This window comes from Sporosarcina sp. FSL K6-1540 (assembly GCF_038620285.1).
GTDB classification, from domain to species: domain Bacteria; phylum Bacillota; class Bacilli; order Bacillales_A; family Planococcaceae; genus Sporosarcina; species Sporosarcina psychrophila.
The window spans coordinates 2,317,581-2,338,606 of sequence record NZ_CP152018.1; the positions used below are offsets into that span (position 1 = coordinate 2,317,581).

Genomic DNA, 21,026 nt, shown 5'->3' on the forward strand with positions numbered 1-21,026 from the left:
TTTTGGAGGGAGATAGGGGTATGAGGATACTATTTACTATTAGCATTTTTATTTCTGGATTAATTACTGCTTTTGCGTTTTTCTTTGCACATAGATTAACTGTTCCATTTGACCCCACAAATGATTTATTAGGTGGTGGTAATGGTAATGCAGCTCTGTTTTTTGTTATGGCTCCAGGTCCAGTTATTTTCTATTTCTATTTTTCATTGATTTTTGTATTCGAGAAACTTCATAAAATCCTTTCGTTAACAAAGCAGAAATGGTTCAAGTATAGTTACTTAATTGTTTTCATTATTATTGGGGTGATTACTTTTTATAGAGCAACAATATACCGGAATTATATTAATACAAATCACCCATATATGGAGGTAGGATTGCTTAGTCAATTTTCGAACAATATTTTCTTTAATATATGGACATTTGTAGCATTGTTATCTTTTATAGGGTTTATATCTTTTTGGACCAAGAAAAAATGAATAACAAGGGAAGTTATTGAAAGTAAGCCTAATCGGAAATGTCTCGAATAGTTTTAGTAACCGTGCAACTTTTTCTTATTGAGTAATGGATTTAACTACTTCCGTGAACAAGTGTTATGTCAAAACGACGTGCATTGTCGATATATCAATGTTCAAATTGTAATATATTCATTTTTTGTTCATCTAGCGGAGCAGTTTTGTACACATGAATTTTATTTTAACATCCGGGGAAAATACCCTTTAAACAGGGTAGGTGAATAGATGCGGAAAATAATTTTTATCTTTTGTATGTTGTTATTGCCAACAGATGCCCATGGAATTTTACCGAAGGGAACAAAGGAGAATTTATTAGAAGATGCAACAAAAACAAATGCAACCGAGAGGATAACCAGGGAGTTGCTAATTGAGGAAGCCTTTCTAAGATCCATGTCAGGAGAAATATCTAACTCAATAAAAGATTATTATGGTGAAATATGGTTATACTTTTTGCCAAGGATAACAAAGGTTACGAAAAATGAAGCAGAAGATAATTTCGATGTAACGGTACAAGTAGTAACCTATCAAAGAGCCATCATGCCTCCTTATGGTCTTGAAACCATCACTTTTAGAATTCCAGGATATAAAGTGCTTAATTTTCAACATAAAGAAATTAAAGAGGGAGATTTGCCAGAGGATGAATTTAACCTCGATGTAAAATAAATCAGTGGTAAAAATAACGGATGCTTTAGTTCAAGAATCGGCTGCCTTTACACGGTAGCTTTTTCTTATTGAGTAATGAAGTTAAATACTTCCATGAAATGGAGTTATGTATAATCTATACAAACTGGGCAGGACACTAGAGGGATTCCAATATTATGTGATAGAGTAATTTTATAGAAGTGAATATACGAGGTGAAATTAAGAATGGAAGTTGAGAAAAGGCTATATGTAGCTGCTGTTGATCTAATAAAAAAAGGTATCCTATGGGCTGGGGAGGTGCAGCAGCAATGTATACGAATGATGGAGATATATTGACAAGTGTTGCACCAGAGGTTATCAACGCTTCAACAGAGTTATGTATAGAAACAGGTGCTATTTTGGAAGCGCATAAGTTTAATACTAAAGTAACTCACTCCATATGTGTTGTTAGGGATGATGAGCATAAAGAATTTAAAGTCTTAACTCCTTGTGGCGTCTGTCAAGAGAGATTGTTCTATTGGGGTAGAGATGTAAAGGTAGCTGTGTCTGCTTCAAAAAACAATAAACAATTGCTTTTTAAATCATTGGAAGAAGTACAACCTTTTCATTGGTCTAAAGCTTATGAAGATGAAGAAAAAGATGCCTAGTAAAAGCAGCTTTTTCTTATTGAGTAATGAATTGAACTACTTCCGTGAAGTGGGTTATGTTTACCTTAAGCACATGGGATAAGGGAGATCGTTCAGCAATCGAATGGCTGTTAACAGGTAGAATCTCATGGAGAGACTTCTAATAGACAACAATATAAGAATAGAGGTTATTATACATGGACATATATATTGAAAAATTACAGGATACAGATGCTGAAGGTTTGTATAAGTTTGAACTTGATAACAGAGCATTTTTCGAAGAAATGGTACCTACTCGTGGAAATGACTATTATAACCTTGAGGTTTTTAAAAAAAGACACGAAGATTTACTTGAAGAACAAGTTCAAGGAGGTTCATATTTTTATTTAATTAAAGATAAAGATAGTTCAATTCTAGGAAGAATAAATGTCGTGGATATTGATAAATCTCAAAAAACGGGTCATCTCGGTTATAGGGTGGGGCAAGCACATACTGGAAAAAGTATTGCCACTAAAGCATTGAAGTTATTAGTAGAAACAGTAACTGACATAGACATAAAACAAATTAAAGCGAAAACAACAACTAACAATATAGCTTCTCAAAAAGTTTTAGAGAAAAATGGATTTGAGAGAACAGCTACTGATAGCGGAGAATTCGAAATGAATGGCCAGAGGTTAAACTTTGTTTATTACATTTTGACTATTAAAGTTAAGTCTTATTGAACTTCCATGAAATAAAAAACTCTTATTATTGATAATAATGTATAACAATAAAGCTAAGCCTTGAGAACGATAATATTGAATGTATAGGTAAATTAAGCAACAGCTTCATCCTTCATATAATATAGGTAAGTCTGTTCCAGTAACTAAAGTAGGATTAATATTCCATAAGTGGCTACCCATATTGGGTGCAATAGTCTGTGATGCACCATAATCGTTGGTGTTAGACTAACGGATGGGGGCTCTATGGCAACATAGTTGATTGTCCTTCTTCATCAGTCGTAGTATCCAATATCCGTTCTGCATACATTTTTATCCTCTGCGCTGTAACGCTGATTTTGCGCTACATGTATGTCGAACGCTCCTTTTAGTTTAATTATAATTTTTTCAGAAAAGTGAAAGTATCGGTTATTGCACCGATGCTTTTTTAGTCGTTTCAATAAGCGTTTTTATTAATGTTTTTCCTCTAATGTCCCCCCAAAAGAGAAGCCATTATCGGTTGAGTAGTTCTTTATTTCCAAAAAGTGCATCTTTTTTTGATTGAAAACTCTCTAATAGTCAGGACGGTGAAAAAAATGACGGTTAATGACAAGAAAGTAATAAAAGCGATTGGAGGAGATCAACAAGCGTTGTTGTTTTTGCTTCAACAGGAAAAAGAGAAAATTTATCGAACTGCATTTAGTTATGTTCGAAATAAGGCGGATGCATTAGACGTTTTCCAGCAAACTGTGCTATCGGCAATTGAGTCTATTCATCAGTTAAGGGAGCCAAAGTATTTTTCGACATGGCTGATGAAAATTTGTATCAATGTATCACTTGGTGTACTTAAAAAACAAAAGAAAGTGGTTTTGATGGACGATCTAAAATTTCAATCCCTTTCCGCCGAAATGGCAACATCTGATGAAAAAATGGACTTACTTGATGCCATTTATAGATTAAATGACAAATATAAAACAGTCCTTATTTTGAGATATTATGAAGATTTAACTTTTGAGCAAATAGCAGAGATACTTGGCGAACCAATCGGTACAGTCAAATCGAATGGCAAGAGAGCGTTAGCGAAACTCAAACCGATATTAAAAGGAGTGTATATAGATGACCGAGCAAAACCGCTTTAAAGAAGTGATAAATGAAATTCCTGTTCCTTCTGAAGAGTTAGATGCTATTTTGATAGATGCTTTTAAACAGGAGAAAAAGATAATAAAATTCCCCTTCAAACGAATGGTTAAATATACTGCAGTTGTAGGGATTCTGTCTATTTGTACGATTTCCTCTGCTTATGTGTCACCTGCATTTGCTAACTTTGTCACGCAAATTCCAGTCATTGGTCATGCATTCGACTATTTCATCTTACAAGAAGACTATTATCAAGCGTATGAGGAAATCAGTACAGATATTGGTTTAGTTGAAAAAAGTAATGGCGTCGAACTAATTATTGAGAAAGCATTTTATGATGGGAATACGGTGACGCTTTCGTATGTACTGCGAACAGAAGAGGATTTAGGTTCATTTCCAACTTTCGAAAATCTGCCCACTAATATAAGTAATGCTGGCTATGAAGGAGAGTATGTCGATGGAGTCGGCTATGTTGGCATGATGACCTTATCAATGCTGGAGGACGCTAAGGAGACGGTAAATGTTATTTGGAAACCAAATTCGATTTCTTCAGATCAAAAGACAATAAAAGGGGATTGGCAGTTTGCATTTTCTTTAAATGCGCTAAAGGGATCACATATTTCGATTAATGAACAAGTAAGTAAAGAAGGTATTACAGTCGAATTAATTGACGCAATCAAAACAGATGTCAATTTAACAGTAAACTATTTACAAAATGTCAAACCATCCGTTCATAACAACTGGATGTATGTTGAAGCAGAGTTATATGCAATTGATAATTTAGGTAACGAATATAAAGTGCCTTATACTGGCGGAACAGGAACAAAAGGTGGAGATTCCAGTGAAGATATCACATGGAATGCAACGATTCATGGTCTTGCCCAAGAAGCAACATCCATTACATTTTATCCATTCGCACATGTAAGCAATAGTCAAAGCGATAATAAACGTATTGATTTCGAACCGATTATTGTGGAATTAGAGTAGCTATCAGGTGATTTACTCAACAGTGCTGTTCTCAAACGTTTAAACTTGGGCGTACACTTATGCTTCTTAACCCAGTCGATTAACTGTAATAGAAATACTGTCTTAGTAGAAAATGTTCGAATTCCCTTTCCTTTTGAAATCATTATATACCGAGTAATTGAATATTTATGAATGTCCATACTGCATGCATGCTCAATGATTAATAGTTGATCGACCTTCCTCTCCCAGGCGTAGTATCCAATACCCGTTCTGCACATATTTTCATTCTCTGTTGTGTGGCGCTAATTTTGCACTACTTATATGGTTAACTGTCCAAGGTTTGATACCTGTACTGTAAATTAGAGTCTATAGTAAGGAAAAACGCCTTCCATTTATGTATAACCATTCGAAGTGGTTACACGGAAGACGTTCCCAAAAAACATATGGTTATCCTATCAGACTATCGCTTAATTAAAAAACTTGAGACAGGCGTTTTCAGTTCCGCTGCAAGAACAAGAGCCTAGTCCTTGCAGCGGAACTTTCTTTAAATAGTTATATTGGTGTTCGTCTAGCGGACATGTTTGAATTCATACATGTTGATGGAGTTGAAGTTGCGGTTGTACGTTTGTTGAGCGTTCTTAATATCGAAAACAGGCTGTTGATTAGCCTTATAGTTTAGAGTATCGGTCATGTCGGCGAATGCTTGGTATATAATGATGCTGTTTGATTTGATTCTGGTAGATTAACGGGAGTCTTATTCGGTCTTTTCAAAGATTCCATTTAGCGGAGCTGATTTAATTGCTGCAATAATGTCCGTTTATATTGGAATTATTTTGATGATTGGTATCTTCTGGTTGTATACGGAATTATTTATAAGAATCCCGTTAGATAGCGAAAAGTACCAGTGAACTTGCACGGAAGTTATCTAATTGTTAGAATTAATTATCCATACTTTTATTGGAAATGAATTTATTGCTTCCTCTTTTATATGGAATTAATATTATGGGAGCCGCTGCCAATAACATATACTTATTTCTAAATTTGTTATTTGTCTATTTAATAGACGCAAATTATGATAGGAGTGTATAAATGATGGAATTAAAGACAGAACGGTTAAGATTAATACCCTTAAATGCAGTAAACTTAAAACTACTAATTGATAATCAGAAGGCAATGGAATTAAAGTTATCACTAAGTCATTCAGATGAAATTCTTAGTGAGGAACTTAGGCAAGCCATGGAATATAGACTTACAAAGGTAGTAAATGATAAGCAAAATTATTTGTGGAATACAAATTGGTTAATTGTTTCTGATGATAATAATTGTGTAATTGGCGGCATGATGCTAAAGGGCTTACCAAATGCAAATGGTGAAGTAATAATCGGCTATTACACATTGCCTAACTATCAAGGTAATGGCTATATGACGGAAACGATTATTAGAACGAAAAGTTGGCTGTTAAGTCAGCCTAATGTTCGGTATATAATTGCAGATACCGAAAAAGACAATAATGCTTCTCATAGAGTATTAGAAAAGACGGGTGCAGAAATGTATAAAGAAACGGAAGAATTATATTATTGGAGAATTTTTTAGATAATTCCTCAGTAGGAGAGAATCAGCATTTTATATGTTGGTTCTTTTTCTTTGGATATACCACGTCAGGTAATAACTTTTTTATGATAGTGGAGGTGTATATGATGAAATACGCCGGATGGGGAATAAGTGTCTCGAAATGAATCCCAGCGATTTTTTCATAATAAGGTGTTAAGTACTTTGTGTTGTAAGATGCTCATCGAATGCATCAATAATTTGAAGGAAGTGATCCGCTTCACGGTAAACGTGGTCAGCAAGCAAAGCGGGAATGTTGCTCTTTATTTTACATGCTTCAATTAAATCTCTTGCCGTCTTTTTGAAATCGCGTAACGATACGACAGAAACGCGATTTTGGTCAAGAAAGTGTTCTAAAAGCGGTTGAGTTTCTGACTGAGGACGCATGTGATCCAAATCTTGTGCTTGGAAAAGAAGTTGGTCGAAATCATGGCTGAATTCTCGAGCTTGATCGACAAGTTTTCTTTCGGATGGGTCTAATAGATGGCTGATGAATTTTGAGTGATCCGCCATTATTTTTAAGAAAAACACATTCTCTTTAATAATTGCCTCAGGTAAAGGTATCAGCTTACCTTCATTTAATTCTTTCAATCGCTTAGCAAAATAAGCCGCCTCTCGGCTTGTATGATCAACTAATAAAGGAATATTATTGGACACAATTTGGCACCGTAATATCAATCCCAGTACTTTTCGTTTATAAGCCCAAATAGAAGCTGCCGCCTGATACACTTGAATGTTTAGTTGTCTAATTACATTCGGATCTGTTGTTTCGTTGTAATTGCTAATTTGTTCTTCAATTCGTTCAAATACTGCAATAAATTGCTGTGCTTCTCGAATAAGTTCTGTATCATCTGCAGTAAACCCGAGACTTAAAAAGAAAGCGTGTTCCTTCATAATCCGTGACCAAAATCGGATCTCATCCAATGATTGTGTTACAAATGTCGGAATCGGATATTCACTCCTCTTATAGTGTCGATGCTATCTACTGTATTCGGAGTAGGATGAATCCATACTGCTTTCATATTTAATAATTAATACTCAGGGATTAAGCAATGTGTTATTGCTAGCTAACAGCAGGTTCAATCACAGTTATTGTCCGGTTAACTGTATTCATATTCAAGGTTGCTCCAATAGGTATTGTAGCTTTATAAATGCCATGTCCAGTTGCTAGATTGGACATGAGTGGTTTACCTAAAGGTACTAGAAAATCGTTTATAAGATCGTTATAGGACTTTCCATATGCATCTACACAATTTGTACATTCCCCCATTATTATCCCTACACAATCATCGAACTTCTTGGCTAATAAAAGATGATTCAAATACCTGTAAACTGTGTTAATCGGTTCATGCGTTTCTTCAAGTACGATAATTTTTCCTTCCGTATTGATTTCAAAAGAAGTTCCTAACGTACCGATGAAAGATGTGAGATTGCCTCCGACAACGGGACCGGTTACGTTTCCGGGAACTAAGCTTTCGAGAAGCATACCAGGTGGATTATTTATTAGCCAAGGCGCGGTTAATGTTGTGGTTGCTGAGAAGAATTGATTGAAATTATATGCCGGAGTATTTGGATTGAAGTCTAGCAGGAGAAGGCTGTGAAATGAAATTAAGTCCGCATATTCGTACAGTACATTTAGTAGTACTGTAATGTCACTGTAGCCTGAGACGATTTTCGGATTTTGAGAAATGATAGAAAAGTCGAGGAAGGGGAGAATACTTGCTACACCAACGCCGCCCCTTGAGGGCAATATCCATTTCACTTCTTTATTCTGAAACATGTTCATCAAATCCGACGCCATTTGTTGGGGCGTCGCTGCGAGGAATCCATTCGATGAATAGACATGCTCGCCTACAAGTACTTTAAACCCCATATTCCGTAAAGTTGTTATTCCTGCATCTATTCTACTTGCTGCCAATGGACTCCCCAACGTAACAATCCCAACAGTATCTCCTGGCTGCAAGTGAGGTGGTTTTATAGCCATATTTTACAGCTCCCTTTTAATGAAATAGAATCATACAAATCATTGCATTTATTAAAAAAAGAAATAATTTATGTTAACAAATGAATACCTTTATAAACTGAGTGAAGGCGCCTTCCAAGGGGCAGCCGAAGCGAATTCATTGGGGTTCTTTATTTCAATCTATATATTCGGCACTGCTTATTTAGAATTAACTAGGTGGTATACCTCGCCAGTATAACGAACAAATCTAACGAAAAAGCGATGTTGGAAGAACAATCTATTTGTTAAGTGCCGACTATCTATATAGATTATTATTGGAACTATTTGTATCTTTAAGCCTAGTAAGAATTAACAGTTGCAGGACCTTCCGCATATGCTATAATAAATAAAAAGAATGATTAGAATAGTTAGTATTCATCATTTGGTCTGAGGTTATAATTATGGGGGAGTTACAGAAAAAGAAGCTATTATTCGTCTTTGTAAGTATATGTATGCTACTTCTAGTTGGTTACGAGGCACGACCTTTTCATCATGTAGAAATGAATGGAATGATTAGTGTTGCGCACCGTGGCGCTTCTAATTTCGCTCCAGAAAATACGCAGTCCGCTTTTCGAAAAGCGTTAGAGCTTGGGGCAGACTTTTTAGAATGTGATGTGCACCTGTCGAAAGATGGAGAGTTAATCATTATGCATGATGACAAAGTGGACAGGACAACAAATGGTTCTGGCTATGTGAAAAACTTCACGCTTGCCGAATTGAAAGAGCTAGATGCAGGAGGGAAATTCCATTCTTCATTTGCCGGAGAAAAAATCATTACTTTAAATGAATTGCTCGAAGAATTTTACGGGGAAACTGGTTTATTAATAGAGATTAAGAAGCCATCGATGTACCCGGGTATCGAAGAGCGAGTAGTGGCTTTGTTGGGTGAATATAATGATTTGAACAGCATTATTGTTCAATCTTTCGATATCGAATCGATGAGGAAAATGAACACGTTGCTTCCAGAATTAGAGGTGGCCCTACTCATAAAACCATCTATTCAATCTCTGTCCTCTCAAAAAATAATTGACCTGACATCCTTTGCGACATATATTAACTTTAATGTCTCATATGTCAATAAACGTGAGATCAATCAAATACATAATCAAGGTGGAAAAGTATTAGTTTGGTCTACGAAAAATCGAGGATGGGTGGACAAAGCTTATCAATACAACGTTGACGGCATCATTACAGATTTTTCAATTTGGCCAGTCGAGGGCCCCATCCAGCTGGTGCAAGAGTAATCCACATCTGTTCCTTGGGAAAGCTGCCGTGATTATTGTAGCCGAAAGCGATCCAGGAACGTACTAGTCGACATAAAGACTTTTGCGCCTAGCTTACCTGTATGTTGTGTAAGAAAATGGTTAATCAATAGACATGAGAGTAATCCATAGTATGAAAAGGAATCTAGTACTAGCCTATTGGGGCAGTACTGGATTTTATTATGGTCCAGCTCATAATGCGCTTCCTTGACAATGAAAAACAGGAGCCATACACTTATGAGTAGAAAAGATAGTTGGAGGATAAAATGACAAATAATAATTTCATACCAATCATTATCGGAACAGACATGAATGCTTACAACATGGCGATCTCATTCCATGAAGAGTATGGGATCAACCCAATTCTAGTAGGAAAAGAATCTTTATCATTCACCAGTTTAAGCTCAATTATAAAGACGATAGAACTCAATCCAAAACTGCCTGAACAACAAGTATTCGTGAGCTTCTTGAAAGAGATTGCAGAGAAGTATGCGGAGCCAGGGAAAAAAATGCTGCTTATCGGAACAAATGATCTTTACGTCCGGATGATTATTGAAAATGCGGACGAGCTGAAAAGTCATTTCGTGTTTAATTATATTTCGGAACCACTTATGAACGATGTGCTCGTTAAATCGAATTTTTATAAGTTATGCGCAGAACATGGTATTGAAGCACCGGCTACATATTACTATTCTTGTCGGGATGAAAAGCCATTCTCAGAAAAGGTCATGTTCCCAATCATTATCAAACCAAGCAACGGTGTCGAGTACTATAAGAATCCGTTTGCAGGCATGGAAAAAGTGTATAAGGTCGATTCCTACGATGAAGTCCATAACGTTATTACAACGATTAAAGCGGGCGGCTATAGAGAGGATCTCATTATCCAGGACTATATTCCAGGGGACGATACATACATGTGGGATTCCGTATTCTACATGAACAGTCATGGAAAAGCTGAGCTGATCACTTTCGCACAAGTCGTGCTACAAGAGCATACCGTCACTGCGATAGGGAATTATACAGCGCTTATTACTCGGTATAATGAAGAGATGATGTTGAAACTAAAAGGCTTCCTTGAAGCATTGAACTACGTCGGTTACGCGAACTTTGATTTGAAGTATGACGAACGGGACGGTAAGTTCAAAGTGTTTGAGGTGAATATACGACAAGGACGATCAAGCTACTATATTACGGCTTGTGGACATAATATGGCGAAGTATCTAGTCGATGACGTCATTCACGGTCAACAGAAAGAGCTGACGCTACTGAATGAAAAATTCCTATTCACTGTCGTACCTAAAATCGTACTGAAGAAATTTGTGTCGAACCAAGAAGTACTCAAAGATGTGAAAGCATTGCTTAGAGCTGGGAAATACGGCAATCCATTGTTTTATAAAAAAGACCGTCATTTCAAGCGTAAGCTGTATTTATTCGCCAGACAAGTTAATTACTATCGTAAATATAAAAATAGTACATGGTAAAACAATCCCCTATGCGATATGCATAGGGGATTGTTTATTTCGACTTATAAGTGCTGTGTGTTATTAAGATTCCACTATCGAATCTAGCTGCATGCTGATCACGCTTAGACTTCCGGCGGACTCTGCAATCATGGCGATCATTTTGCTTTGTTTTTTTATTGATGAAGTAATATTTTCTACGGATGTTGCAGTTTGCTGAGAAACATCGGATGAGTTTTGGACAGCAATCGATATCGTATGGTTTTGTTCGGTCACTTTTTTTAATTCATCATTTAAAGTATCGATTGCTTCAATGGTTTGTGTAACGGCTTGCCGAATGGCGATGAATTCTTTTTCCGTTGCTTTAACGGATTCATCAAGCTGCCTGGAATGGGAGATGGTTTCCGTCATTGTCTGGATGGTCTTTTCTGTTTCCTGTTCAATGCTTGCGATCATTTTTTGAATTTGTTGTGTTGAAGTATTTGACTGCTCCGCTAATTTACGTACTTCACTAGCAACGATAGCAAACCCTTTCCCATGCACTCCCGCCCTTGCTGCTTCTATACTAGCGTTTAATGCCAATAAATTTGTTTCTGAAGAAATACCTTTAATCGTTTCGGTTATCCGGGAAATATCCAATGTTTTATTATATAGTGCTGAAATGCTTACACTAATTTGGTCTGAGGCGTGTAAGGATTTTTCATTGGATTGTTTAAGCTGTGCAACCATCTCTGCACCTTGTTGTGTGGCCATTTCTGAATTTGTTGTCACTTGACTAATGATCTGATTTTGTTGATTCATCATATCAATTGAATCGTTCATCATTTTCACTCGGTTGCTGACGATTTCCATATCTGCGACCTGATGTAATACTTCGTGTGAAATGCCAAGAATGGCGCTGTTGATATCAGCACTGGTGGCTGAGGTTGCTTCGGAAATGGCTGTAAGTTCTCCGGCAGACATTATGACGTGCATACTTGCATCACTAACTTGTTGGAAAAGCACCTCATTGTCATTCGAAAGGCTGTGAATGACCAAATGCAGCTTTTTAATGTCATCCGGTGTATTCGAACAATCTATTTTCGTTAGTGATGAAGCCTCCAACGCGGTTTGTGCCAATAACGTAAATGTTTTTCCAAAAGTTAAATAGAATGCCAGTATGCTCATAATTGTAAGTACGCCAATGGCTAAATAGGCAAGAAGCAAGATTTCCCATTGTGCAAAAAGAGAGGCAGCTCCTCCGACGGATAAAACAAGGACACCATGGACGACTACTAATTTCATGAATAAGTAACTCTTTGTAAGCATTTCTCTCACTCCAGACTTTTTTCCCGTAAGGCAAAGTAGTTATATACTATCAGGCAGAGTTTGTGAAAAAACGGTGTCAGACGTGGAGAAATCGGTGCCTGACACCGCTAATGATTACTTTTCGATTAGCTTAAATTTTTGCCAAGGATGAATCTGATCTAGTAAAAACTGTTCCTCTTTGTCAACTGTTGCAACAATATTTGTGTTTCCACTGTTCTCCATAGGAGAGAGGGCAATATGGAGTTCACCTTTGTAACGCTCATAGCCGGAATTATCGATTGTGACACTTCCACGAGCAATTGTATCTGTATCATGAGCTGGGAAGTCATGTTGTTGATAGAGAACACGACTTTGCGTAGAACGGATAACATAGGCGGAAACATCTCCACGGTTGAAGTGTGGATTTTCTAACGCAATTTCTTTCTCCATCTGTGAAGTTTGTTCTTTAAAGTCCACCTTTAATTCTAATAAATAGCGGTTGAGCAAGGATAAACTTTTTAACTCCTCCTCTGACGCAAAAGCATTACCGATAATCAAATCATCAATGAGATTTGTTTGGAAGAAATCCTTTGCTTGTACATCAATGGGTAAAAAGCGATGCTCCTCAAGAGTTGGAAGGCCTTCTTGGACTGGCCACGGTCCAAACGCTGCATCTTTTGAAGAAATCATAGCTGCTGTACGGATGCCATTTTCTTTATATTGGGCAGAGCATTTGAGGAACTGTTCTCTTGATAGGCCCGTGTAACGTCGAGGATAAAAGTTATGGCAACCAATTATTTTTTGCTTGTTCGGTTGATAGGAAAGAATATTTTCAAGGTATTTCGTTCCTTGACTCATATTCAATTCAATGGAAAGTCCATAGTCATTGAAAGACATAACGCTTTCTTCTAATCCTGAAAAACCGAGGTCAAGCCTAAGCCCAGACAGACCAAGTTCCTTAAAATACGATAAATCTTTATAGGAAAGATTTTTTTCTTCGAAAACCGATGGACTGACATCGGCAATAACTTCAAACTCGAGTTCGTTTGCCTTTTTTAAAAGAGTTTGTAGTTGTTGGGTATCTTGTTCATCCGTTGCGGACATTAGACAGGTGAACATACGTGTGAAACCATAGAAACTAGCTTTTTCCATATAGTTGACGAGTTCTATTTCTGTCCCATACTGTGGATAAATTGAAATTCCGAGCTTTCTCATTTACACTAGTGCCTTCATTGAAAACTGTGGTAAATAGGCTTGATTGACTTCTAGTATCTCATCTAACAATAACTTAGCGACCTTACTGGAAGGGACAAACGGATTAGTTGTTAAGGCAAGCAACGCTTTTTGTTTATTTCCGGTCACGGCAGCTTCTATTGTTAATTGTTCAAATGCTTTTATCTGTTGGATTAAGCCGTTCAATTCAGGAGGGAGTTTACCAACTTGAATGGGCTGCGGTCCTTCACTATTGACAGTACAAGACACTTCAATAACCACATTATCCGGGAGATCTGTAATGGTTCCATTATTGGGGACATTCACTGTATGAATGGCATGGTCATTGGTAACAATTGATGAAATAAGTGAGATGGCTGCTTCTGAATAAAGTGAACCGCCTCGTTCTTCTAATTCTTTTGGTTTGACGTCTAAATTAGGATTCTTATAGGTTTCAAATAATCCTTTTTCAATGACTTTAACCTGTTCAGCACGTGTCCCTCTGAGTTCGGCTGCTTCTTTTTCTTCAATCAGCATTTCATCCATCATGTAGTAATAACGATGATAGGGGCATGGCAAAGCATTTAACGCTTGTAAAAACTCTTTATCCCATGGCGCATCATGAATGTTGCGCATATTCATATTGCGTCCCTCAGCGATGCGCTCGATAAGTGTACTCATTTTATCCTCACCGTTGACGAATACCTTTGTTGCATAGACAAGGTGATTTAATCCGGCGAAAGACATGTTTAGATTATCTCGATCAACTTCTAAAATAGTTGCAGTCATTTGTTTCATATTAATAGGCACATTACAGAGACCGATAGCTTTGACAGACGTGTACTTATGAATTGCTTCTGTTACTATTCCTGCTGGGTTTGTAAAGTTAATCAACCAGGCATCATTCGAATATTGCTCAATCTCTTTACAAATATCGAGGATGACGGGAATCGTCCGAAGGGCTTTTGCAAATCCCCCTGGTCCAACAGTTTCTTGACCTATTACATCGTATTTTAGTGGGATACGTTCATCACTTGCCCTTGCATCAAGACCACCAACCCGAAATTGTGTTAATACAAAATCTGCATTTGTAATTGCTTTAACGCGGTCAAAGGTAAGTTCAATCGTGATGGGAAGGCCGCTTTTTTTAATCATTCTCTTTGCAAGAGAACCGACAATTTCAAGTTTTTCTTTTCCTGCTTCAATATCAACCAATACGATTTCATCTGCTTTTATTTGAGTCGCCCGAAGAATAATACCTTCGATTAGTTCAGGTGTATAGCTACTGCCACCACCGATTACCGCAATTTTCATAGTTGGTTCCTCCAATATCTATAATATTTGTATGAATTTTATAGTCAAAACTAAAAGGGGGGAGCAATCACTGCATTAACTCGATTTCTCCCGAATGATATTATTTACAATTCAACTTTTCCGGCAGCTATTCATCGCTTCATATAAGGCGATAAATTCACCTGCAAGATCTTTAAATGTGATTGCGTTCATAAGATGATCTTGTGCATGAATGAGCAGGAGAGAGGATTCAACTTTCTCACCACGAATTTCTGACTGTATTAAAAATGTTTGAACACGATGTGCATTGCTCATTTCCACATTTGCTTTTTCAATCAATTCGTTAGCCTGATCGAAATTATTTTCTTTTGCAGCTTGAATCGCCTCGAAGGCAGTGCTTTTTGCATTCCCGCTATAAAGAATGATCTGCATGATTTGTTCTTCTAAGTTCATAACTGCTCACTACTTCCTACTTGAGATTAATGTTTTTTCTTCTGGTTGTAATATAGGCCCATCTTGGACTGATAATTCATTTTGTTGTTGACGAGAATCAGCTTCATCTTGTAATGCCAGTTCTTCTTGAAGTTTTTTCACTTCAATTCTTTCCGCAATTTTAACAAATGGCAGATAAATTACTACTGAAATGATTAAGTTAACAGCGGCTAATACAGCCCCTTTCCAAGAACCTGTGGCCAAAAACCCACCAATAACAGGTGGTGTTGTCCATGGGATGAGGTTAACCGTTTTTGGAACAATTCCAGTTGCAATCATAACGTAACTAAAGATTACCAGAACTACTGGCGTCAAGATGAATGGAATGATTAACAATGGATTTAACACAATCGGGAAACCAAATAGAATTGGCTCATTAATATTAAATAGACTTGGTCCCGCACTCAAGCCCGATATGTTTCGATAATGTTTATGACGACGGCCTGCAATAAACACCGCAATGATCAAACCAAGCGTTGCACCTGTACCCCCTAAATACATAAAGGCATCAAAAAATGGTTTTGTTACGATATAAGGAATTTCTAATCCAGCTTCAAATGCTTTTATATTTGCTTCAATTGCTGGTAAATAAACCGCTTGCATAACTGGCTCCATAACATTTCCTCCATGAAGTCCAAAAAACCAAAGAACATGGATAATCAATGCAAGAACAATGGCCGACCCAGGTGTGTTAGCCAATTTGGAGACTGGCTCCTGTAATGCATCGAAGAATGCTTGATGGATATCAGGCATGCCTGCTACTAAAGTAAATACCTTAATTAGACCAAATATACTTATTGCAATCATAGCTGGGAATAGAGCTGCAAATGATTTTGCTACCGCTGTCGGAACGCTAGGAGGCATCTTCATTACGAGCCTCTTATTGCCAAGTAATCTCGTGAAAATCTCAGTTGAAACGAGTGCTACAATAATAGCGATAAATAATCCTTGTGAACCGGCCCAAACTAATGGTAATCCTGAGCCCTCCGCAATGGGCGTTGTAATCGCTAGTAAAGAAGCAAAAGAGACAACCCCGGCTGACAGACCGTCCTTATCGTATGAACGGGCAAGTTGATAGGAAATTGTGAAGGCGATAAGTAACGAAACAATTGCGAATGTCCCCGTCCAAACGGCCCCACCAAATTGCTTCCAAGCATCACCGCCAAAAATCATCTCCATAAAATTCTGGTATGCTTCAATCGGCAAATTATTGATAAGCGTAACCATTGAACCAAGAATCATTAATGGCATGATAATAACAAAGCCATCACGAATGGCAGCTAGGTGACGTTGAGCCCCAATACGACCACCAATTTCCATAAACTTATCCATTTTTCCGTTCATTTTATTCTCCCCTTTATTCTTCCTTGGAATAAGAAAGAATGTATTTTTAGTTGATTATTCCGTTAATTTAAATTAAAGATCAGAAATTCGACAAACCTCCGAATCTCTCCCCATATGATCTTCGTATCACTGGAAAAGCTTTTAGCCTATGATTATAGCAATGCAAGCGCCTTTGCAAGAACGGATTCGCCATTCATTGTGCCGTAATCGATACTTTCGATAACTTGAACTGGGATGTTCTTTCCTTCAACTGCTTTTTCAATTTTCTTTTTTAGATAACGCACTTGCGGTCCTAATAGTAGAACGTCAATTGAATCGAAGTGTCTACTAGACTCCGCTTCCGATACAGCAAAAATTTTAACATCCATAGCTTGAGCCTTTGCTGCCGATTCCATTTTTGTCACTAGTAAGCTAGTTGACATTCCTGCAGAACAAACGAGCATGATGGTTTTCATAGTCTATTCCTCCCCATTTCCTCTTTTTATAATTCAAGTAAATAGTGATAGCCGTATATTTACTTGTACGTCTATTTAATATGCAAGAAGCGTGCCGACTTTTTTTGGTGTAAACGCTGTCTTTTTGCGCTTTTTACGTTACACACATAAAAGTGAGGTGTGTAAACGTTCACACACCTCACTTTTTTAGGGTACCTATGTTGAGATACGATTGTTTTCTACAAACATTTTATAAATATGCATCTGTTCACTTTCTGCAAAGGTAATATCATATTCGACTTCTAAGCTATATAAGATAGTTTTCACAATCGCGAGCTTGTCTGCATGCTCTTGATGAAACTTTTTTGGACTAGGGAATGGACGTGCTGGTTGATTTAATCTCATATTTTCAATGAGAAAGGCTAAATGGAGGATAATGCCCGTATCGACCCCAGTATCCAGTGTGATGCTCAATTGCAATTCAAGTTTAATCACGGTTTTTTGCAACAGTTGTATTAAACGAGAGACAGAGGGAATCATTTTAAAGTGATTTTCAAGTGCTTCTACCATCTCGCTATAGGGTTCATGATTACCAATTAAATTTTCTAATCTTTTTAAATGATGGTCCTGGAAGATTTCAATCGGTGAAAAGTAAGGGATATTGAAGTATTCGAATTGGACAGTCCCTGCAATCGCTAATATATTATAGTCCTCTAGTAATTGATCGATTTTTTCTGTGAAAGATTGCCGATGAAGAAATTGTAAAGTAATAAGTTCGATATTTTTTCCTTTTACAACTTTTTCTAACTGTTCTTTAATCATTTTAGCGACACCATCGCCTGTGAAGCAAGCTGTAATGATGGCTTTTTTGGATGGTTTCGGAAGGGATGCCGACGAACTGAACTGATTTTCAAGTAATTGCTTACTGCTATGATATATATCTTCCAAGCTTCTTCCTAATGAAGCTTTTCGAACCGCTTCCATTACTACAGGTGTACTTGCCATTGATACTGTTTTTGTTTTTATGCCCATCTCTTCAAAAATCATATGGCCAAAGGAAGAAAGTGAGCCCATATCTACAAGGAATAAGACTCCTTTTGTCGGTTGTAGATCATGTATTGCACCTTTGATAAGGTCATACATATCCCGTGCATCCATTGAAAGTGGCATATCAAAAGCCTTCCCGAGTCGTACGCCTAATAGATCCTGAACAGTCATTAACATACTAGTTGCAGTCGAGTTTCCATGCATAACGACGATAATGATGACCTTGTGTTCTTGGGTATACATGTTTTCTTCTATTTCGGGTACTAAAAACATGGTGATAAAACCGATTTCGTCAAGTGGAATTTCTACACCGACTTCATTTCCTATCATTTGTGCAGCTTCAATGGCGACTTTAAATTCTTTTGGATATTTTTTATGAATTTTATTTAAATTGGGATGTGAGATCAAGTTGTTCTGTTCGATTCGCTCAATTGTTCTTTGTAAATGAAGTGCAAAGGCAAATTTCATTTTCTTCTTAAAGGAACGATTTAATTCTAGTTCTGCAAAGTGGAAAATCTTATCAGTGATCTCCAAAATTTGATTATTAACCATTTCTTTTAAACCAACTTGTGGTAAATGGTCAATGTATTCATCAAAATATTGATTGAAATCAACAAGCAATTCTGTTTGAATCTCTTTATCGTTCTTACCCTCTTGGTGGAGTTGTTTTAACTTGTTCTCCATATTTTGATAAAGATTTTCCTCGTGTTCTTGGTCAATATACTCAGTACTTTCATCTTTATGGGAAAACGTGAAAACTTTCTTTTCCGTATCAATGAGTCCATCCATTTTTTCTCGATATTGTTTAACGTCCAGTAATCCTTTTTGGACATGGATTGATAGGTCATTCTGCCGAATTAGGATGCTCGATGTTTGATTTGATATATAATGCAAAAAAGATTTTGCGCAAGCGAGTTTTAAATCACGCTGTAATTGACCAATGTTAGCAGTCGTACGATAAAGTAAAAATGCGGTTAGTGCATGCCTTTCAACATAGATGGTCTCATTCAAAGATCCTGACTCCTGGATAAGAAAGTGCTCGATTAGCTGATAACGTTCTTCAAATTGGCGCTCCTCTAATGAGGGCAATGTTATCGTCATCGGAATCCTTCTTGTGAAAGTTTCAAGTAAATAAGATTCCGTAGATTCCGTAGTGGCCCCGATGATTTGGACAGAAGCGGTTTTCGTTTCCTCACTATCCCCTAAGCTTCGAAATTCCCCTTTATCGATGAAAGTAAATAGCATTTCTTGGCCTTCGGGAGGTAACCGATGAATTTCATCTAAAAACAAGACCCCTTTATCGGCTTTTTCGATTAGCCCTATCCGATTCTCAGTGGCCCCTGTAAAAGCCCCTTTTTTCACTCCGAAAATATGTCCGAACAACAGCTGGGGATTTTGAGCATAATCCGCACAATTGAATTGAATGAAAGGGGCATTCTCTTCGATACATTTTGACTCAAGAGAATAGTTGTACATAATTTTAGCGAAAAAGGATTTTCCAGTGCCTGTTTTACCTAGAATTAAAGTGTGCAAACCCCTTGGTGGATAGTGGATTGCGGCTTTCGCTTGTTGGACGGAAATTCTCAAACTTCCTTCCGTACCGATTAAGTGAGAAAACGCATCGTGATTGGGTTCTGCATATTTTGGTTTAGGCAATAACTCCTTATAAAAATAGAGGATTGGTTTCCCGCTAGTTTTTTCAATTAAACCATCTTTGTAAAGTTCATTTAAATATCTACTGACATTTGACCGATCAAGTTGAAGGTGTTCGGCTACCTCGATGGCGGAGACACTACTTTTTACTTTTTTAATATAATAAAAAATATCGTCTTTACGGCCCATATGTATTCCTCCTCAAGCGGCTACATTGTTTCAACTAATATGAATAGTTCGGTATTATCTTTATTTCTACCATGGTATCACAAACAAGTTCAATCAGATAGAAGACTTGAACCAAGTTTCATTCCACCTACAATTGGAGTTTCAAGCGAAGACTGGGATTTCAAAAGGTCTAGTAGCCTTATACCGAAACAAAAAGACTTCTCGCGTCTGGCTTTCTAACGAAGGTGAAACAGGAGATAGGTACTTATAACTAATAGCGGTAGTAATGGATTGAAATGATAAAGGATACTTTTGACCTTATAGTTGCTAAAATAAATGATCTTTACAATTGGATGATTAGTAGATGGTTGAGTTGTCTGAATTATTGCTATATAATTATAAGGAAAGGGGGATGCTTGTAAATGAGGAAATACTTGAGGGAGTTCGGCGCTTTTCCTGACATTGCTGTTATGCTGCTTATTTTGATAGTTTGTGCTTCATTAACCGTTCCACATGTACTCCATCTTTGGACGTGGGTTGCTTTAGTCTTGGGAATGCTGACATATGCAACAAGTGAATACATGGTTCACCGTTTTTTATTTCACATTAAGACTCCAGAAAACCCGTTTATGCTGAAGATGATCAAACGGTTACACTATGATCATCATGTCGATCCGGATGATTTGAAATTATTGTTTCTGCCGTTATGGTTCAGTATTCCGGGATTTATCATTTATGGACTTATTGTATTCCTAATAACGGGGAGCACGAACCTGACGGCGTCATTCGCGACAGGCTTAGTGGCTTATTTCCTCTATTATGAATGGAAACATTATATTGCGCATAAGCCAATACAGCCCCGTACGAAAATGGGGAAAAATATTAAGAAGCATCATCTTTTGCATCACTTTAAAAATGAGAATTATTGGTTTGGTGTTACCCATACTTCATTCGATAAAACGCTTGGAACCTTTAAAGAAAACAAGGAAGTTGAAAAAAGTCCGACCGCACGTAATTTGGAAAACAGGGTGTAAGTACAATACTCGTTTCCCTGCTTATTGCAACTAGGGAAACTTAACATGTTCTCGCAACGTATTAATAGTAAGAAACATTTCAAGAACATGTCTTGCTTAGTGAGAGAGGACTTAGAGAGCAGAAAATGAAACGCAAATTTTTCTACGAA

The 21,026-nt window shown here is 37.2% G+C and carries 17 protein-coding genes and 2 pseudogenes; 10 read left to right on the plus strand and 9 right to left on the minus strand.

Features of this window, described 5'->3' with window-relative positions:
* Positions 1 to 20 precede the first annotated feature (20 nt).
* The 7 genes and pseudogenes from MKY15_RS10765 to MKY15_RS10795 all read left to right on the plus strand — a co-directional run bounded on the left by MKY15_RS10765 (position 21) and on the right by MKY15_RS10795 (position 6,174).
* Positions 21 to 476, plus strand: coding sequence for a hypothetical protein (locus MKY15_RS10765; RefSeq protein WP_187046625.1), 456 nt, complete (start codon positions 21 to 23; stop codon positions 474 to 476).
* A gap of 261 nt (positions 477 to 737) precedes the next feature.
* Positions 738 to 1,175 carry a DUF3888 domain-containing protein gene (locus MKY15_RS10770; RefSeq protein ID WP_342539674.1) on the plus strand — a complete coding sequence of 146 codons (438 nt, stop codon included), beginning with the start codon at positions 738 to 740 and terminating at the stop codon, positions 1,173 to 1,175.
* Between the two features lie 204 nt (positions 1,176 to 1,379).
* Positions 1,380 to 1,801 (plus strand): annotated as a pseudogene (locus MKY15_RS10775) (cytidine deaminase).
* Positions 1,802 to 1,977: 176 nt separating this feature from the next.
* Positions 1,978 to 2,502, plus strand: coding sequence for a GNAT family N-acetyltransferase (locus MKY15_RS10780; RefSeq protein ID WP_067205691.1), 525 nt, complete (start codon positions 1,978 to 1,980; stop codon positions 2,500 to 2,502).
* Between the two features lie 572 nt (positions 2,503 to 3,074).
* Positions 3,075 to 3,617 (plus strand): sigma-70 family RNA polymerase sigma factor, encoded by a 543-nt coding sequence (locus MKY15_RS10785; protein WP_342539675.1) that lies wholly within the window; start codon positions 3,075 to 3,077, stop codon positions 3,615 to 3,617.
* On the plus strand, positions 3,595 to 4,602 hold the full coding sequence (locus MKY15_RS10790) for a DUF4179 domain-containing protein (protein ID WP_342539676.1): 1,008 nt from the start codon (positions 3,595 to 3,597) through the stop codon (positions 4,600 to 4,602). The genes MKY15_RS10785 and MKY15_RS10790 overlap by 23 nt, the downstream gene beginning before the upstream one ends.
* Before the next feature lie 1,068 nt (positions 4,603 to 5,670).
* Complete coding sequence (locus tag MKY15_RS10795) at positions 5,671 to 6,174, plus strand: GNAT family protein (protein WP_067205703.1); 504 nt, start codon at positions 5,671 to 5,673, stop codon at positions 6,172 to 6,174.
* Between the two features lie 171 nt (positions 6,175 to 6,345).
* Here the strand turns inward: MKY15_RS10795 and MKY15_RS10800 are convergent, their stop codons facing one another.
* Positions 6,346 to 7,083 carry a DUF2935 domain-containing protein gene (locus tag MKY15_RS10800; RefSeq protein WP_082786792.1) on the minus strand — a complete coding sequence of 246 codons (738 nt, stop codon included), beginning with the start codon at positions 7,081 to 7,083 and terminating at the stop codon, positions 6,346 to 6,348.
* 169 nt (positions 7,084 to 7,252) lie between these two features.
* Positions 7,253 to 8,173, minus strand: a complete 921-nt coding sequence (locus MKY15_RS10805) for an LD-carboxypeptidase (RefSeq protein WP_342539677.1) — start codon at positions 8,171 to 8,173, stop codon at positions 7,253 to 7,255.
* A 419-nt stretch (positions 8,174 to 8,592) separates the two neighbouring features.
* On the opposite strand from MKY15_RS10805, the gene MKY15_RS10810 reads away from it, so the two are divergent.
* Both MKY15_RS10810 and MKY15_RS10815 read left to right on the plus strand, forming a co-directional pair.
* Positions 8,593 to 9,435 (plus strand): glycerophosphodiester phosphodiesterase family protein, encoded by an 843-nt coding sequence (locus MKY15_RS10810; protein ID WP_067205712.1) that lies wholly within the window; start codon positions 8,593 to 8,595, stop codon positions 9,433 to 9,435.
* Positions 9,436 to 9,719: 284 nt separating this feature from the next.
* Entirely contained in the window at positions 9,720 to 10,934 is a 1,215-nt protein-coding gene (locus MKY15_RS10815; RefSeq protein ID WP_067205715.1) for a carboxylate--amine ligase, read from the plus strand.
* Between the two features lie 63 nt (positions 10,935 to 10,997).
* Here MKY15_RS10815 and MKY15_RS10820 read toward each other — a convergent pair whose 3' ends face one another.
* From MKY15_RS10820 to MKY15_RS10850, 7 genes and pseudogenes are all read right to left on the minus strand, one after another.
* On the minus strand, positions 10,998 to 12,221 hold the full coding sequence (locus tag MKY15_RS10820) for a methyl-accepting chemotaxis protein (RefSeq protein WP_342539678.1): 1,224 nt from the start codon (positions 12,219 to 12,221) through the stop codon (positions 10,998 to 11,000).
* Positions 12,222 to 12,335: 114 nt separating this feature from the next.
* Positions 12,336 to 13,415 carry a MupG family TIM beta-alpha barrel fold protein gene (locus tag MKY15_RS10825; protein WP_340741408.1) on the minus strand — a complete coding sequence of 360 codons (1,080 nt, stop codon included), beginning with the start codon at positions 13,413 to 13,415 and terminating at the stop codon, positions 12,336 to 12,338.
* Positions 13,416 to 14,726, minus strand: a complete 1,311-nt coding sequence (locus tag MKY15_RS10830) for a 6-phospho-beta-glucosidase (RefSeq protein ID WP_338653604.1) — start codon at positions 14,724 to 14,726, stop codon at positions 13,416 to 13,418. It abuts the gene before it with no gap.
* 111 nt (positions 14,727 to 14,837) lie between these two features.
* A complete protein-coding gene (locus MKY15_RS10835; protein ID WP_067205725.1) occupies positions 14,838 to 15,158 on the minus strand; it encodes a PTS lactose/cellobiose transporter subunit IIA in 321 nt (106 codons plus the stop codon).
* A gap of 108 nt (positions 15,159 to 15,266) precedes the next feature.
* Positions 15,267 to 16,541 (minus strand): annotated as a pseudogene (locus MKY15_RS10840) (PTS sugar transporter subunit IIC); the annotation flags it as partial.
* 152 nt (positions 16,542 to 16,693) lie between these two features.
* Positions 16,694 to 16,996 carry a PTS sugar transporter subunit IIB gene (locus tag MKY15_RS10845; protein ID WP_067205726.1) on the minus strand — a complete coding sequence of 101 codons (303 nt, stop codon included), beginning with the start codon at positions 16,994 to 16,996 and terminating at the stop codon, positions 16,694 to 16,696.
* Between the two features lie 195 nt (positions 16,997 to 17,191).
* Positions 17,192 to 19,864, minus strand: a complete 2,673-nt coding sequence (locus MKY15_RS10850; protein WP_187046634.1) for a sigma-54-dependent transcriptional regulator — start codon at positions 19,862 to 19,864, stop codon at positions 17,192 to 17,194.
* Between the two features lie 401 nt (positions 19,865 to 20,265).
* Between MKY15_RS10850 and MKY15_RS10855 the strand changes: the two genes are divergently transcribed.
* Positions 20,266 to 20,877 (plus strand): sterol desaturase family protein, encoded by a 612-nt coding sequence (locus MKY15_RS10855; protein WP_338653601.1) that lies wholly within the window; start codon positions 20,266 to 20,268, stop codon positions 20,875 to 20,877.
* Positions 20,878 to 21,026: the final 149 nt, after the last annotated feature.

What these genes read in the sequence shown, in the direction of transcription:
- MKY15_RS10850 (WP_187046634.1), bottom strand. Translation starts at nt 19,864, where the DNA reads ATGGGCCGTAAAGACGATATTTTTTATTATATTAAAAAAGTAAAAAGT.
- MKY15_RS10790 (WP_342539676.1), top strand. Translation starts at nt 3,595, where the DNA reads ATGACCGAGCAAAACCGCTTTAAAGAAGTGATAAATGAAATTCCTGTT.
- MKY15_RS10770 (WP_342539674.1), top strand. Translation starts at nt 738, where the DNA reads ATGCGGAAAATAATTTTTATCTTTTGTATGTTGTTATTGCCAACAGAT.
- MKY15_RS10845 (WP_067205726.1), bottom strand. Translation starts at nt 16,996, where the DNA reads ATGAAAACCATCATGCTCGTTTGTTCTGCAGGAATGTCAACTAGCTTA.
- MKY15_RS10795 (WP_067205703.1), top strand. Translation starts at nt 5,671, where the DNA reads ATGATGGAATTAAAGACAGAACGGTTAAGATTAATACCCTTAAATGCA.
- MKY15_RS10765 (WP_187046625.1), top strand. Translation starts at nt 21, where the DNA reads ATGAGGATACTATTTACTATTAGCATTTTTATTTCTGGATTAATTACT.
- MKY15_RS10800 (WP_082786792.1), bottom strand. Translation starts at nt 7,083, where the DNA reads ATGAAGGAACACGCTTTCTTTTTAAGTCTCGGGTTTACTGCAGATGAT.
- MKY15_RS10855 (WP_338653601.1), top strand. Translation starts at nt 20,266, where the DNA reads ATGAGGAAATACTTGAGGGAGTTCGGCGCTTTTCCTGACATTGCTGTT.
- MKY15_RS10825 (WP_340741408.1), bottom strand. Translation starts at nt 13,415, where the DNA reads ATGAGAAAGCTCGGAATTTCAATTTATCCACAGTATGGGACAGAAATA.
- MKY15_RS10810 (WP_067205712.1), top strand. Translation starts at nt 8,593, where the DNA reads ATGGGGGAGTTACAGAAAAAGAAGCTATTATTCGTCTTTGTAAGTATA.
- MKY15_RS10780 (WP_067205691.1), top strand. Translation starts at nt 1,978, where the DNA reads ATGGACATATATATTGAAAAATTACAGGATACAGATGCTGAAGGTTTG.
- MKY15_RS10835 (WP_067205725.1), bottom strand. Translation starts at nt 15,158, where the DNA reads ATGAACTTAGAAGAACAAATCATGCAGATCATTCTTTATAGCGGGAAT.
- MKY15_RS10830 (WP_338653604.1), bottom strand. Translation starts at nt 14,726, where the DNA reads ATGAAAATTGCGGTAATCGGTGGTGGCAGTAGCTATACACCTGAACTA.
- MKY15_RS10815 (WP_067205715.1), top strand. Translation starts at nt 9,720, where the DNA reads ATGACAAATAATAATTTCATACCAATCATTATCGGAACAGACATGAAT.
- MKY15_RS10805 (WP_342539677.1), bottom strand. Translation starts at nt 8,173, where the DNA reads ATGGCTATAAAACCACCTCACTTGCAGCCAGGAGATACTGTTGGGATT.
- MKY15_RS10820 (WP_342539678.1), bottom strand. Translation starts at nt 12,221, where the DNA reads ATGCTTACAAAGAGTTACTTATTCATGAAATTAGTAGTCGTCCATGGT.
- MKY15_RS10785 (WP_342539675.1), top strand. Translation starts at nt 3,075, where the DNA reads ATGACGGTTAATGACAAGAAAGTAATAAAAGCGATTGGAGGAGATCAA.